This is a genomic window from Achromobacter sp. FW305-C-28, assembly GCF_058783235.1.
In genome coordinates this window covers 515,174-528,339 of sequence record NZ_JBYSYL010000002.1, presented here as the reverse complement: position 1 = coordinate 528,339, position 13,166 = coordinate 515,174, and the positions used below count along the sequence as shown (strand labels likewise).

Genomic DNA, 13,166 nt, shown 5'->3' with positions numbered 1-13,166 from the left:
CTGCGGTCATTTTTCATTGTCGACGGCCAGAGCGCCCTGCCGGCAGGCCATCCCGTCACTTGACGTGCCGCTTATCACGCAACATCATATGTTATATGATATGCGCCTGCCGTCATGGCTCACGCGCCCTACCCCCGGAGTCCCCATGTCCTTTTCCAATTCGCCTGGCGCCTCGGAAGACTACGCAGAACGCGTCGCCCGCCACGTGCCCGGCCTGCGCGACTTGCACCGCATGGTAGGCCTGCTGATGGCGGAACAGGTGGCGGGCGACGGTCGTATCCTGGTACTGGGCGCCGGCGGGGGGCTGGAATTGAAAGCCCTCGCCGACACACGGCCGGGCTGGCAACTGGACGGCGTGGACCCATCGGCCGAGATGCTGCGCCAGGCGACGGACACGCTGGGCGCCCAGGCGCCGCGCGCCACCCTGCACCTAGGCTATATCGACGATGCGCCCGACGGGCCGTTCGACGGCGCCACCTGCCTTTTGACGCTGCATTTCCTGCCGCATGAAGAGCGGCTGAGAACCGTGCGGGAAGTGGCCCGGCGGCTCAAGCCCGGCGCCCCCTTCATCGTGGCCCATCACAGCTTTCCACTGGACCGGCAGGACGCCTGGCTGGCCCGCAACGCAGCCTTCGTGGTGGCGGCCGGCGTGCCGGCCGAGCAGGCGCAGAACAGTATCAGGACGATGAAAGAGAAACTGCCGGTGCTGGCCCCCGCTACCGACGAAGCCGTGCTGCATGCCGCGGGATTTACCGATATTGAACTGTTCTACGCGGCGTTTACGTTCAAAGGCTGGGTTTGCCGCAAGGCCGGCATATAAGGGGTATAGCCAAGCCGTCCGAAAATACTCGCACCTTTATTACAAACGCGATAAGTCCGTGGTAATGTCCGCAGATAACCTTCCCATAATCCTGTCGACAGGCCATGGCTTATATCGGCCCAGGCGATGTCGATGCTCTTGACCGGCAACGATAGCCTGCGGCGTTGCGATCCCATGCTGCCAACTCTGCTGTTTTCCCGATCGGCCCGGTGCACCACGCCATGACGCTCCCGGCGCAGTGCCCCATTGTCGGGGTGGGGGCCTCTGCCGGCGGCATCGAGGCGCTTGAGGGGTTTTTCCGCGGGCTGCCGCCGTCTCCCGGCCTGGCGCTCGTGGTGATCACCCACCTGAGCCCGTCCCGAGAAAGCCATCTGCCCGAAGTCCTGGCGCGATTCACCGCGCTGCCGGTGCTGCCTGCCGTGGACAATCTGCAGATCGAGGTCAACTGCGTCTACGTGCTGCCCCAGGACGCACTCATGTCCATCAGCCACGGCCGTCTGCGGGTGCTCAAGCGGCCCGCCGATCTGCCCGGCCGCCGCCCCATAGACCTGTTCTTTTCGGCCCTGGCGCGTGATTGCGGCGATTTTGCGGCAGGCGTGATCCTTTCCGGCAGCAATTCCGACGGCACCCTGGGTATCAAGGCCATCAAGGAACACGGCGGTTTGACGTTGGCGCAGGCTTCCAATGAATACGGCCCGCACAACCCCGAAATGCCCGACAGCGCCATCGCCAGCGGCCTGGTCGATTTCGTCCTTCCGGCCGACCAGATGGGCCCCCGGTTGGTGCAATTCGCCCGGCACACCCCCCCGCCCGAACCGCAGACCAGCGGCCCGGTACGCCTGGACGCCGCCGGCCTCGAAATCAGCAATTTGCTGCGCAGCCGCATCGGCCACGATTTCAGCGGCTACAAGAACAAGACCTTCATGCGAAGGGTGCAGCGCCGCATGCAAGTGAATCAGGTCGACAACATCGATACCTATATCGAACTCTTGAAGCAAGCCCCGCAGGAAGCGGGCGCCTTGTTTCGCGACCTGTTGATCAGCGTGACCAACTTCTTTCGCGACGCGGACGCGTTCGATTCGTTGCAGCGCCTTGTCATTCCCAAGCTGCTGGAAGGCCGTAGCGCGGCCGAATCCGTACGCATCTGGGTGCCGGGCTGCGCGACGGGCGAAGAGGTCTATTCCCTGGCCATCCTGCTGCGCGAGCACATGGACGGCACGCCGTCTGCGCCCCAGGTCCAACTGTTTGCCACCGACATCGACGACCGGGCGCTGGCAGTGGCCCGGGCGGCGCGCTACCCCGGCCAATTGCTCGAAGGCATGTCGCAAGAGCGGCGTGAACGCCATTTCTTTGCCGACGGCGACGGCTACGTGGTCAATAAACAGGTGCGCGAACTCTGCATCTTCTCGCCACACAGCGTGCTGCGTGACCCGCCCTTTTCCCGCATCGACCTGATTTCCTGTCGCAATCTGCTGATCTATCTGGGTGGTGAAGTCCAGAAGCAGGTCATTCCGACATTCCATTATTCCTTGCGTCCCGGCGGCTATCTGTTCCTGGGCATGTCCGAAAACGTCAGCCAGTTCGGCGAGCTGTTCAGCCCCATCGAGAAAAAGCACCGCATTTTCCAGCGACGCACCGATGTCGCCGCGCCACCTCGGCCTGCGCTGCCGCTGGCGTCCCTGCAAACGCGGGACCAGCCTCGCAGCGGCGTTGCACGCGCCCCCACCGGCACCGCCGCACTGCGCCAGGCGATCGATGCCCAGGTGCTATCGCAACATGCGCCGGCGCACGTGCTGGTCAATCGCGACGGCGACGTCGTCTATTACTCGAACCGCACGGGCAAGTACCTGGAAGCGGCGGCCGGCGTGCCGACCCGCCAGGTCCTGACATTGGCCCGCAAGGGCCTGCGGCTGGACTTGCGCACCCTGCTGCACGAAGCCGTCGAAACCGGCCAGGCCGCCGTACGCAAGGATGTCGCCGTGGAAGACGACGAAGGCCGCGTGCAACGGGTATCGCTGACCGTCGAACCGCTGGCGGCCCGCCACGAAGGCGAACCGCTCTACCTCATCCTGTTCGACGACCAGGGCCCCGTCCTGCCCCGCGACGAGGCCCAGGGCCAGGCCCCGCGCCACGACGCGGCCCACCACATGGAAACCGAGCTGCGCGACACCCGTGAACGCCTGCAATCCATGATCGAGGAATACGAGACGGCCCTTGAAGAACTGAAGTCATCGAACGAAGAACTGCTGTCCGTCAACGAAGAGCTGCAATCCACCAACGAGGAACTCGAAGCCTCGAAAGAAGAACTGGTGTCGCTCAATGAAGAACTGCACACCGTCAATGCCGAACTGCACGGCAAGGTCGACGAACTGGACCGCAGCAACAGCGACCTGCACAACCTGTTCGAAAGCACGGCCATCGCCACGCTTTTCCTGGACCAGGACCTGATCATCCGCAGCTTCACCCCCGCGGTCAGCGACGTGTTCAACATCCTGCCCAGCGATTGCGGCCGCCCCATCACCGACTTGGCCAGCCGCTTTGACCTGCCGTCGTTCGCCAACGACATCCAACAGGTCTACAACCGCTACCAACCCATCGAACGCCGCATCGCCGGCACCCTGGATGGCAAGCACTACCTGCTGCGGCTGGTGCCTTACCGTGGCAGCGATAGCCAGGTGGACGGCGTGGTCGTGACGTTCATCGACGTCACCCAGATCACCCGGGCCGAGCGGCGTCACCGCATCCTGATCTCGGAATTGCAGCACCGCACCCGCAACCTGCTGGCCTTGGTGAAGAACGTGGCCAGGCGCACGCTGGGCGAAGGCGAACCCTTCCAGCAGCTCGACACGCGCCTGACCGCGCTGGATCGGGTGCAAGGCCTGCTTGGTGAAAGCGGCAACGAAAAAATCGAATTCGGCGGCATGCTGCGCCGCGAACTGGAGCCCGTGGGCAACGACAGCCAGATCACGCTGACGGGGCCGCAGGTACAGGTCATGCCTGAACGCATCCAGACCCTGGCGCTGGCCATACACGAGCTGGCCACCAACGCGGTCAAATACGGCGCCCTGAGCCATGCAGCCGGCCAGCTGGACATCACCTGGCGGGCGCAACCCCAGGACGGCAAAGACCATCTGGTCATCGACTGGACGGAAACCGGCCTGCCCACGCCGCCCGACGCAACCCACCGCGGCTATGGCCGCGAACTGATCGAGCACGCACTGGCTTTTACACTGCGTGCCAGGACGACGCTGGAATTCACGCAGGACGGCATGGTTTGCCGTATCGATGTGCCGCTGGAAAACGAGGACGGCGCGGCGGCGGGCGAAGCTGACTGATCCGTTGCTGACGAAGCGGCCCAGGTCAGATCCGACGATCCCGCAGGCGAGATCGCATCCTGGCCCCTTCTGCCGACATGGCCTGGACCACCCGATAGCCTTACCGCCGGTAATCCACCGCAGGCAAGGCAACGGGTTTCGGATTGCGCGCCACCCATTGCACCGCCATTTCGCACAACCGCGCGGGCTCACCCGTTTTTTGCTTGACGGCTTTGGCGGTGACCGCGGCCGCGTCCAGCAGTTCCGCGGGCAACGAGGCGCCTGAACCCAGATGCCCCAGCAGCGCATCGACCATGCGACGAAAGTCCGCGTCCCAGTTAACGCCGCCGTTGCCGTCGAGTTCGTTGGCGATGCGGCCTGAAAGACGGATCACTTCGCCCTGCACGGTGGCGGCGGGTCCGTTTGAAGGAACCAGCAAGTCCCATAGCGCTTCGTGCTGGTCTTGCCAGGCGCCCGCCTTGACGGCGATGGGCGAACGGCCGTCATGCATGGCGCGCCGCGGGACCGGGGCCACGGCGAACAGGCTGTACAGCCGATCGAGCGCGGCGCTGTACTCGTCCACAGAATCACGATTGAAGTTAGCGCGATGGAATTCGAACTGGGTGCCGATCCGCGTGATGAATGCTTCCATGCGCGGCGTCTGGCGTGCGCCGGCAGCCAGCATGGCGGGCGCCACGTTGGCGATGCCGACAATGCCGGTATTGCTGCAGCGCTGCAGCGCCCATTCCAGGGGCGTGAGGCCGTCGGCCGTCAATGCATCAGGGTTGGCGCCACGCTGCAATAGCAGGCGAACGTTGTCCGCATGGCCGACGCCGCAGGCTTTGTGCAGTGCCGTGCCACGCCCCCCTTCGCCGCTGTGGACGTCGGCGCCCAGGTCCAGCAGGATATCCAGCCGACCCTGCCAATGCCCGGCGCGCGACTGCAAGGGCGTGTCGCCGTCGCTATCTGCCGCGGAAACATCCGCACCCTGCTCCACCAGCCAGCGGCAGAGTTCGTCCGGAAATTCATTGAACGCCAAGGCTGTCTGCTTGGAATACCCGCCACGGGCATCCACGCTGCACGTCGCGAATACCGCCTTCAAGGCATCGACATCGCCTTCAGCCAGCAAATCATCAAAGTTCTTGGGCAGCAGTTTCTTCAGTTTCATGGTGTGGTTGGCGTGGTAGCGGGACGGCTTGATCGAAGCCGGGAGTCAGACCTTGGCCAGGAACGCGTCCGCGTCGCCGGCTTCGCACTTCCATTCTGCAAACACGCCCACCAGGTTGCAGTCGACGCAGCGGCAGCCGATGTAGTACCAGCGTACGTCGTTGCTGTCGGCATAGAGCGCCACGCCGGACATCAATTCGAAGGTGTCTTCGTCGCACACGCAGACATGGCCGCCCAGGTCGGCCTCGTCGGCGAATTCGGCGCTGTCTCCCATGAAATGGACGATCCCGCACTCGGCGCAGGTGCGTTGGGCAACGCCAGCTTCCTCGTCGGATTCCAGGTTGAACGTGCGGTTGCCGCAAGCGCAGACCGATTGCGCGTAGCGGGTGGCGGGATATTCATCGTGGCTGAACTTGGCGATCTCGGTCTTGATGTCTTCGGGCGAGGTGCCGTACCAGTAGTCGCCTTTTTTCTTCAGTGTCATAGCGTTCCAGGAAAATTGATGGATCCCAAGATCCGATGTGAGAAATGGCCTGACCGTTCCTAGCGCTTGCCGAAATCCTTCTGCTTGAAATCGGTTTCGCCGCGGTAGCCGTACATCTGCGAGACTTTCTGGAAGTCGTCGGGCGAAAAGCCCGTCCAGGAATAGTTGCGGACGTTGCGTTGGGTTTGAGCATCGCGCACGTAGAACGACAGGGACGCCTTTTTTTCAGGCAGGTTCATGGCCTTGTGCAGCGACGGCACGAATTCGTATTGCGCGGTGGAATAGGTTTTCTTCACGCCCAGCAAGGTGCTGACCGAGATTTCCGCATCGCTGAAGGCGTAGCGGTTCACGAACACATAGTCTTTGCGGATGATCAGAAAGGTAATCAGGCCCAGCACGATGGTGACGACGTAGAACGTCGGGGTATTGATGTGGCGGTCAACCGTGTAGCGATAGGCATAGTTGAAGACCAGCGACAACAGGCCGACGGCAATGACCAATTGGCCCAATTGCGAAAACAGCCACTTGGGTTTGTTCTGGATAGTGACGATCATCTTTACCTCTCTCGGGCATTTCGGTGATGGAGGCCGGAAGACTTGCCGGAAAATGGGCTTGCCGGCATTCAGCCCGGCCGTAGTGTGCCCCAACGCCGCTTGCGATGGATCGTCAAAAAACGGTTTGTTACCCCTTGGCCAAGGCCTCGGCCAGGGCCAGGGCATGTGCCAGGAACGGCGACCCGTCGTCCTTGCGGTAGCTGGCGATGACCGGCGAAACAAACGCGTCGGCGTCAATGCGCACGTGGGCCACGTCGCGCCGCTGCAGGCGTTCGACTGACGCCGGCACCACGGTCACGCCCAGCCCGGCAGCCACCAGGCCGATGGCGGTCTGCAATTCGTTGGCCTCTTGCACCACCTGCGGCGCATGGCCGGCGGCGCGGAACAGGCCCAGCACGTGGTCGGCAAAATTGGGCCGCGGGCGGGCCGGGTACAGCACAAAGGGTTCCTGGGCCAGGCGGTCGACCGAGACGCTGGCGCTGCCGGCCAGCGCGTGGTGCAGCGGCACGGCGGCCATCAAGGGTTCGGTCATCAGCACGCGCCGTTCAATCGCCGGGTCGTCCAGCAGGATGCGGCCGATGCCCAGGTCGATGCGGCCGGCCTTCAGGGCTTCCAGTTGCGGCAGCGTGGTCATCTCGGCCAGGCCGACTTCCACCAGCGGGTCAGCGCTGCGCAGTTGGCGAATCAGTTCGGGCACGAAGCCATACAGGGTGGACGGCACGAAGCCGATGCCGAACCAGCGGCGCTGGGTCTGACCCAGCCGGCGGGTGCCTTCGAGCACTTCGTCCAGCCGCGCGGTCAACAGGCGCGATTGTTCGAGCAGGAAGCGGCCGGCCTCGGTCAGGCGCAGCGCCCGGGTGGTGCGTTCGAACAGCGCCACGCCCAGTTCTTCCTCGAACTGGCGGATCTGGCGGCTGAGCGGCGGCTGGGCCATGTGCAGCCTGTCGGCGGCGCGGGTGAAGCTGCCCTCTTCTGCCACCGCCTGGAAGTACCGAAGTTGCCTGAGTTGCATGGCTTATTCAGACCTTAAAGGTATCAATAGAGACCGATATAGTCTTGGACTTTGCTTCAGCGCGCAAGCGATACTGCGGCCTGTTGTTCAAACTGGCTGTAAAAAGTATGAATCCGGTAAGCATAGTCTCGGTCGAAGCGGTCTTGGTGGACCTGCCGACCATCCGCGCCCACCAACTGGCCATGGCGGTGATGCAGCGCCAGACGCTGGTGATCGTGCGGCTGCGCTGCAGCGACGGCATCGAGGGCATCGGCGAAGCCACGACCATCGGCGGCCTGTCGTACGGCGAAGAAAGCCCTGAAGGCATCAAGCTGGCGATCGATACCTACCTGGCACCCGCCCTGGCAGGCCTGGACGCGGCCAACATCCACGGCGCGATGCGGCGCCTGGAAACCGTGGCGCGCGGCAACCGCTTTGCCAAGTCGGCGCTGGAAAGCGCCCTGCTGGATGCCCAGGGCAAGCGCCTGGGCGTGCCGGTGTCGACGCTGCTGGGCGGCGCCGTACGCACCCGCCTGCCGGTACTGTGGACGCTGGCCAGCGGCGATACCGCACGCGACATCGAAGAAGCCGAATCGCTGCTCGCCAGCCGCCGCCACAATACGTTCAAGCTGAAGGTCGGACGCCGTGCGGTGGCCGACGACGTGGCGCACGTGTCGCGCATCAAGCAGGCGCTGGGCGACCGCGCCCGGGTGACCGTGGACGTGAACCAGGCCTGGAACGAAGCCGACGCCGCCGGCGCGATCGCGCGCCTGGAAGCGGCCGGCGTGGACCTGATCGAGCAGCCGATTCCGCGCGCCAACCTGGCCGGCATGGCCCGGCTGGCCGCGCGCTTCGTGGTGCCGATCATGGCCGACGAAGCCATCAACGGCCCCGAAGACGCGCTGGACATCGCGCGACTGGGCGCGGCCGACGTGCTGGCGCTGAAGATCGCCAAATCGGGCGGCATCCATGAAATGCTGCGCACCGCCGCGGTGGGCGACGCGGCCGGCATGTCGCTGTATGGCGGCACGATGCTGGAAGGCTCGGTAGGGTCGATCGCCTCGGCCCACGGCTTTGCCTGCCTGCCGCGCCTGTCGTGGGGCACCGAACTGTTCGGGCCGCTGCTGCTCAAGGACGACATCGTCGCCAACCCGCCGCGCTACACGGATTTCGAGATGGAGATTCCCAGCGGCCCCGGCCTGGGGCTGGAACTGGACGAAGACAAACTGACTTTCTATCGCAGGGGCAACTGACCGCCCCCTGCCCGATCACCCCCGCGCGCACAGCCTCACGGCCGATGCGCCGGCAACAATAATTCAAGCACCACGGAGACAGCATGCCATTTCGCCACGCCTTCAAACACCTTGCCCGGGCCTGCATGGGCCTGGCCCTGCTGGGGGCCGCCAGCGGCGCCTGCGCAGACGGCTACCCGGACCGTCCGGTCAAATGGATCGTGCCGTTCCCGCCGGGCGGCGCGATGGACAGCATCGCCCGCACGCTGGGCGAATCGATGGGCAAGCAGCTCAATACTTCGTTCATCGTCGAAAACCGCGCGGGCGCGGGCGGCAACATCGGCGCGGCCAGCGTGGCGCGGTCCAAGCCGGACGGCTACACGATCCTGATCGTGGCCAACGGCATGGCCGTGAACCCGGCGCTGTACGCCGACCTGAACTACGACCCGATCAAGGATTTCGCGCCGATCTCGCTGCTGGCGGTGGTGCCGAACGTGCTGGTGACCAACCCCGCGCGCAATGACGTCAAGAGCGTGGACGACGTGATCGCCAAGGCGAAGGCGCAGCCCAACCACTACACCTTTGCGTCGGCCGGCGTGGGCACGTCGATTCACCTGGCGGGCGAGCTGTTCGTGTCGATGGCCAAGATCGACATGCTGCACGTGCCCTACAAGGGCAGCGGCCCGGCCATCGCGGACCTGCTGGGCGGACAGGTCGACTACATGTTCGACAGCATCACGTCGGCCAAGCCGCACATCGAAGCCGGCAAGCTGCGCGCGCTGGCGGTGACCACCAGCAAGCGTTCGGCGGCGCTGCCCAACGTGCCCACGGTGGCCGAAAGCGGCCTGCCCGGCTACGAACTGATGCCCTGGTTCGCCGCCTTTGCGCCGGCCGGCACGCCGCCGGAAGTGGTGGCCAAGCTGAACGCCGCCATGCGCCAGGCGCTGAACGAGCCCAAGGTGAAGGCCACGCTCGATTCGATCGGCGCGGAATCCATCGGCGGTTCGCCCGACGAACTGCGCGACCACCTGGCCAAGGAGACGGCGCAGTGGAAGGTGCTGGTCAAGGAACGCAACATCAAGATCAATTGAGCCGCTTGCGGACTTGAACCTAAACCGCTTGTGGACTTGAGCGGCGGCCTTCGGGCTGCCGCAGATGCGCCGGCCGGACTTTGTCCCGGCCGGCGCTGTCGCATTGGATTTGGCCATCGCGCCGGTTGTCGTGACGCCGCGCCCGCGTTGACGTGTGACGATTCCGTGCGGCGATTCCGTGCCGGCCGCTAGGCCGGCGCCGTCGCATCCAGCAGATGATCGACGATGACCAGGATCTGGTCGGCCGCCTGGGCGATGTGGTGTTCCAAGGCGGCCTCGGCCTTGTCGGCCTGGCCTTGGCGGCTGAGCGCGATGAGTTCGGAATGTTCGTCGTGGGCCTGCTGGCGGATGGGCGCGTTGACGATCTGGAAGCGGAAATAGCGCTCGGATTTTTCGTGCAGCGCGCGCACCATCGCCAGGGCGGCAGGCCGCTGCGCGGCGCGGTACAGAAGCTCATGCAATTGCCAGTTCAACCGGCCCCACTGCTCGGGTTCGGCGCTGTCCATCTGCGTCACCACCTGCGCGGCGCGGTCCAGATCGCCGACGTCGTGCTGCTGCACGGCCAGGCGGAACAGCCACGGTTCCAGCCGTAGCCGGACATCGAAGAATTCCTGCACTTCAGCGCGCGACAGCATCGACACATAGGCGCCGCGGTGCGCGATCATGTCGACCAGCCCTTCGGCGCTGAGCTGGCGGATGGCTTCGCGCACCGGCAGGCGGCTCACCCCCAGTTCATCGGCCAGCAATTCCTGGCGCAGCGCGGAGCCGGGCGGAATCGCCCCCGACAGGATACGGTCGCGCAGTTCGTCGACCACCAGATCGACAGCGGTCTTGCGCACGAGGCGGCCAGCTGGGCCGGACGAGGAAGAAGGGGAAGCAGCGGTGGAATTCCGGGTCACGTGATACCTGATGCATGAAGCCGCCCGGCAGGCGCCGCGCGGCAAGAGAGGCTGGCAAAAAAACTGCCGCGGCCGCCATGCCCAGGAAAACCCCGAGAGACAGCGGGTGCCGGCAGCCCGTTTAATGCGAAGTATATTGGATCCATGATCCAGTTGAAACCGACAGCCCCGGCCGTCGGGCAGCACAGGCCAAGCGCCTGTTTTTTCTAGGCTTTTTATTTTGGATCCAATATCCAATAACAATGATCCGACGGGAGCGGCCCGGCGGACCTCGCAACAGGAGCAGCAGCATGAGCATTCAATGGCAAGGCGTATTCCCCGCCGTCACCACCAAGCTGAAACCCGATTTCTCGTTGGACCTGGACGCCATCCGCCAGGGCCTGGAACGGCTGATCGCCAACGGCGTGGGCGGTGTGGTGATGATGGGCATGGTGGGCGAAAACGCCCAGCTGGCCGCCGATGAAAAGCTGGCGGTGCTGCGCACGGCGGTCGAGACGGTGCGTGGCCGCGTGCCGGTGGTGTCGGGCGTGGCCGAAACCGGCACCGCCCGCGCGGCGGCCTTCGCCCAGGAAGCGGCCCGGATCGGCGTGGACGGCCTCATGGTGTTTCCCGGGCTGACGTACAAGTCGGACGACCGCGAGACGATCGCGTTCTACCGCAGCGTGGCGCAGGCCAGCCCGCTGCCGATCCTGCTGTACAACAATCCGCGCGGCTACGGCGTGGACCTGACGCCGGAGGTGGTCGCCCAGCTGCTGCAGGAACCCACCATTGTCGCCATCAAGGAAGAGTCGTACGACACGACCCGCGTCACTGACCTGATCACGCGCTTCGGCGACCGCCTGGCGGTGGTCTGCGGGGTCGACGACCTGGTGCTGGAAAGCGCCGCGCTGGGCGTCACGGCCTGGGTGTCCGGCATGGCCAACGCGGTGCCCAAGGCGTCGGTGGACCTGCTGCGACTGGCGGCCGAAGGCGATTTCGTGCGCGCCCGCAAGCTGTACGCCGCGCTGACGCCGCTGTTCCACCTGGATACGGTGGTCAAGCTGGTGCAGCACATCAAGCTGGCCGAGCACCTGATCACCGGCAGCGCCGAAACCGTCAAGCCGCCGCGCCTGGACCTGGCCGGCGCCGAACGCGAACGCACCCTCGCCATCACCCGCCAGACGCTGGCGGACCTGGCTGCCCTGGGCTACTGATACTGGAACCGCCATGACACCCTTACGCCTGCCCGCGCTGGCCTTCAGCGCCCTGACCTGCCTGTCCGCCCTGGCGCCCGCGGCCGCCGCCGACTACCCGACCCGTTCGATAGAACTGGTGGTGGCCTACCAGCCCGGCGGCGGCAGCGACAATACGGCGCGCGCCATCGCCGAAGCCGTGCGCCCGCCCTTGCTGGCGCAGCCCACGGTCGTGATCAACAAGCCTGGCGCCAGCGGCTCGATCGGCTGGGCGTATGTCGCCAATGCGCAGCCCGACGGCTACAAGCTGGTGTTGATGACGCCCGAAATGCTGGTGGTGCCGCTGATGGGCATCGGCAAGACCACGGTGAAGGATTTCCAGCCCATCGCCCGCTTCACCGACGACCCGTCGTCAGTGACCGTGCGCGCCGATGCGCCCTGGAAGACGGTGGAGGAATTCCTGGAATACGCCAGGAAGAACCCTGAGCGCGTGGCGGTATCCAACGCCGGCATCGGCACGGTGCCGCACATGGCCGCGGCCGCGTTGGGCGAACAGACCGGCGTGAAGTTCGTGCATGTGCCCTACCAGGGCTCGGCGCCGGCCATCATGGGCCTGCTGTCGGGCGACGTGCAGGCCACCACGGTGGCCTACGCCGAATTGCAGCAGCACGTGGACACCGGCAAGCTGCGCACGCTGGCGGTCATGGCGCCCAAGCGGCTGGACACCCTGCCGGATGTGCCGACCATGAAGGAGCGCGGCGCCGATTTGCAGTTCAGCGTGTGGCGCGGCATCGGCCTGCCGAAGGCCGCGCCTGCCGACGTGGCCGAAAAGTGGCGCGCCGCCGCCCGCCAGGTGGCGCAATCGCAGGACCTCCAGGCCTTGATGCGCAAGCAGAACCTGACGCCATCGTATGCCGACCAACCGCAGTTTGCCGCGGACGTGGCCCGGCAGGAGCAGGCGTTCAATGCGTTGGTGCCAAAGTTGAATTTGAAGCCTTGAGGGCGTGCCGGATAGTGCCCCGGCTCAAGGCCGGGGCTGAAAACTCCTTTACGCATTCAAGCCAGAAGATTCAAGCAGACGCCGCGCCGCATTCAATTCTTTCTGGAGCAATTCGGCATCTGGCAACACGGTGCGGTAGTTGGCCGCCATGACTTGGGTCGGCAGGCCATCCAGCGCATGGCGCCCTTGGCGAGCATGCTGGATTTGTCTTTCGACAACGCCGTCCGCTCGTAGAACTGGCTGCCGATCTGCCGATCGAGCTGGCGTACGCTCCAGCCTCCGCGGAGGGCCTCTGCTTCGTAGAATTGGCGCGCGTGGACATCCTGGACTGACAAAAGACGCACATAGGCCGACCACGGCAGCACGAAAGCTTGTGCCAGGTCGGACAAGCAAGAAATCCCGGACGGTGTCTGGGAATTCCCGACGGCGATATCCTTTCCCA

The 13,166-nt window shown here is 65.0% G+C and carries 11 protein-coding genes and 1 pseudogene; 6 read left to right on the top strand and 6 right to left on the bottom strand.

Annotation, left to right across the window (positions count from 1 at the left end):
- Positions 1-145: 145 nt before the first annotated feature.
- Positions 146-820, top strand: a complete 675-nt coding sequence (locus AC3WMR_RS07390; RefSeq protein WP_492263398.1) for a class I SAM-dependent methyltransferase — start codon at positions 146-148, stop codon at positions 818-820.
- Positions 821-1,041: 221 nt separating this feature from the next.
- Complete coding sequence (locus AC3WMR_RS07385) at positions 1,042-4,155, top strand: CheR family methyltransferase (protein WP_492263397.1); 3,114 nt, start codon at positions 1,042-1,044, stop codon at positions 4,153-4,155.
- A gap of 100 nt (positions 4,156-4,255) precedes the next feature.
- On the opposite strand, the gene AC3WMR_RS07380 is transcribed toward AC3WMR_RS07385, so the two are convergent.
- The 4 genes from AC3WMR_RS07380 to AC3WMR_RS07365 form a co-directional block, all read right to left on the bottom strand.
- On the bottom strand, positions 4,256-5,302 hold the full coding sequence (locus AC3WMR_RS07380) for an ankyrin repeat domain-containing protein (RefSeq protein ID WP_492263396.1): 1,047 nt from the start codon (positions 5,300-5,302) through the stop codon (positions 4,256-4,258).
- Between the two features lie 45 nt (positions 5,303-5,347).
- The gene (locus AC3WMR_RS07375; RefSeq protein ID WP_492263395.1) at positions 5,348-5,785 is read right to left on the bottom strand and encodes a hypothetical protein; all 438 of its coding nucleotides are present in this window, start codon (positions 5,783-5,785) and stop codon (positions 5,348-5,350) included.
- Positions 5,786-5,844: 59 nt separating this feature from the next.
- A complete protein-coding gene (locus tag AC3WMR_RS07370; RefSeq protein WP_492263394.1) occupies positions 5,845-6,339 on the bottom strand; it encodes a hypothetical protein in 495 nt (164 codons plus the stop codon).
- Between the two features lie 127 nt (positions 6,340-6,466).
- Complete coding sequence (locus AC3WMR_RS07365; protein WP_492263393.1) at positions 6,467-7,351, bottom strand: LysR family transcriptional regulator; 885 nt, start codon at positions 7,349-7,351, stop codon at positions 6,467-6,469.
- A gap of 107 nt (positions 7,352-7,458) precedes the next feature.
- Between AC3WMR_RS07365 and AC3WMR_RS07360 the strand changes: the two genes are divergently transcribed.
- Together AC3WMR_RS07360 and AC3WMR_RS07355 are read left to right on the top strand one after the other, a co-directional pair.
- Positions 7,459-8,583 (top strand): muconate/chloromuconate family cycloisomerase, encoded by a 1,125-nt coding sequence (locus AC3WMR_RS07360; protein WP_492263392.1) that lies wholly within the window; start codon positions 7,459-7,461, stop codon positions 8,581-8,583.
- 83 nt (positions 8,584-8,666) lie between these two features.
- Positions 8,667-9,653 (top strand): Bug family tripartite tricarboxylate transporter substrate binding protein, encoded by a 987-nt coding sequence (locus tag AC3WMR_RS07355; RefSeq protein WP_492263391.1) that lies wholly within the window; start codon positions 8,667-8,669, stop codon positions 9,651-9,653.
- 188 nt (positions 9,654-9,841) lie between these two features.
- Here AC3WMR_RS07355 and AC3WMR_RS07350 read toward each other — a convergent pair whose 3' ends face one another.
- A complete protein-coding gene (locus AC3WMR_RS07350; protein WP_492263390.1) occupies positions 9,842-10,492 on the bottom strand; it encodes a GntR family transcriptional regulator in 651 nt (216 codons plus the stop codon).
- A 350-nt stretch (positions 10,493-10,842) separates the two neighbouring features.
- Here AC3WMR_RS07350 and AC3WMR_RS07345 point away from each other — a divergent pair, with 350 nt between their 5' ends.
- Both AC3WMR_RS07345 and AC3WMR_RS07340 read left to right on the top strand, forming a co-directional pair.
- Positions 10,843-11,745 (top strand): dihydrodipicolinate synthase family protein, encoded by a 903-nt coding sequence (locus AC3WMR_RS07345; protein ID WP_492263389.1) that lies wholly within the window; start codon positions 10,843-10,845, stop codon positions 11,743-11,745.
- A gap of 13 nt (positions 11,746-11,758) precedes the next feature.
- Positions 11,759-12,724, top strand: coding sequence for a tripartite tricarboxylate transporter substrate binding protein (locus AC3WMR_RS07340; protein ID WP_492263388.1), 966 nt, complete (start codon positions 11,759-11,761; stop codon positions 12,722-12,724).
- Between the two features lie 176 nt (positions 12,725-12,900).
- On the opposite strand, the pseudogene AC3WMR_RS07335 reads toward AC3WMR_RS07340, so the two are convergent.
- Positions 12,901-13,113 (bottom strand): annotated as a pseudogene (locus AC3WMR_RS07335) (DUF1016 N-terminal domain-containing protein); the annotation flags it as partial.
- Positions 13,114-13,166: the final 53 nt, after the last annotated feature.